The organism is Ligilactobacillus acidipiscis DSM 15836, from assembly GCF_001435755.1.
Taxonomy (GTDB): domain Bacteria; phylum Bacillota; class Bacilli; order Lactobacillales; family Lactobacillaceae; genus Ligilactobacillus; species Ligilactobacillus acidipiscis.
The window spans coordinates 1-426 of sequence record NZ_AZFI01000372.1 but is presented as its reverse complement, the minus strand read 5'-3'; the positions used below and the strand labels follow the sequence as shown (position 1 = coordinate 426).

General features: G+C 34.5%; 1 protein-coding gene. It reads left to right on the top strand.

The window, feature by feature from the left end; all coding sequences use genetic code 11:
• Nucleotides 1–9 precede the first annotated feature (9 nt).
• The gene (locus FC65_RS11145) at nt 10–243 is read left to right on the top strand and encodes a hypothetical protein (protein ID WP_056972812.1); all 234 of its coding nucleotides are present in this window, start codon (nt 10–12) and stop codon (nt 241–243) included.
• The last annotated feature ends 183 nt before the right edge of the window (nt 244–426 follow it).

The window sequence follows — 426 nt, the reverse complement described above, 5'->3', positions numbered from 1 at the left end:
CGGTCTGTTTTGGTACTTTCAACCTTTAGACCAATAACTGAGGTTGCACATTCCATGGGAATTTCGGCTAATATGTTTGCTGTTAAGTTTGATGATCTACCTGGCTTTAACCAACTTGATCTTAAAAAGCCTCAAAGTTGGGGCAACGCAGCTTTATGTATGAGTCAAGGTATTGGTTTTATTAGAATGAATACCAATACCAGAGAAAGGCTGAATCAATATTTAAATAGCCCAATTTTCTAAAAAACTCATGATTATTTAAAGAACAAAAGAACTATCGCAAAAAGGTTGACAATTGTGATAGTTCTTTTGTTCTCATGGTTACACAGTAAAGGCTCACCCGTGTATTTTCAGCATACATTCAATCGCCATTTAATGCAATCTTTTTCTTTTTTAAGATAGTGTCAACTTTGTGTGGGTAAATTT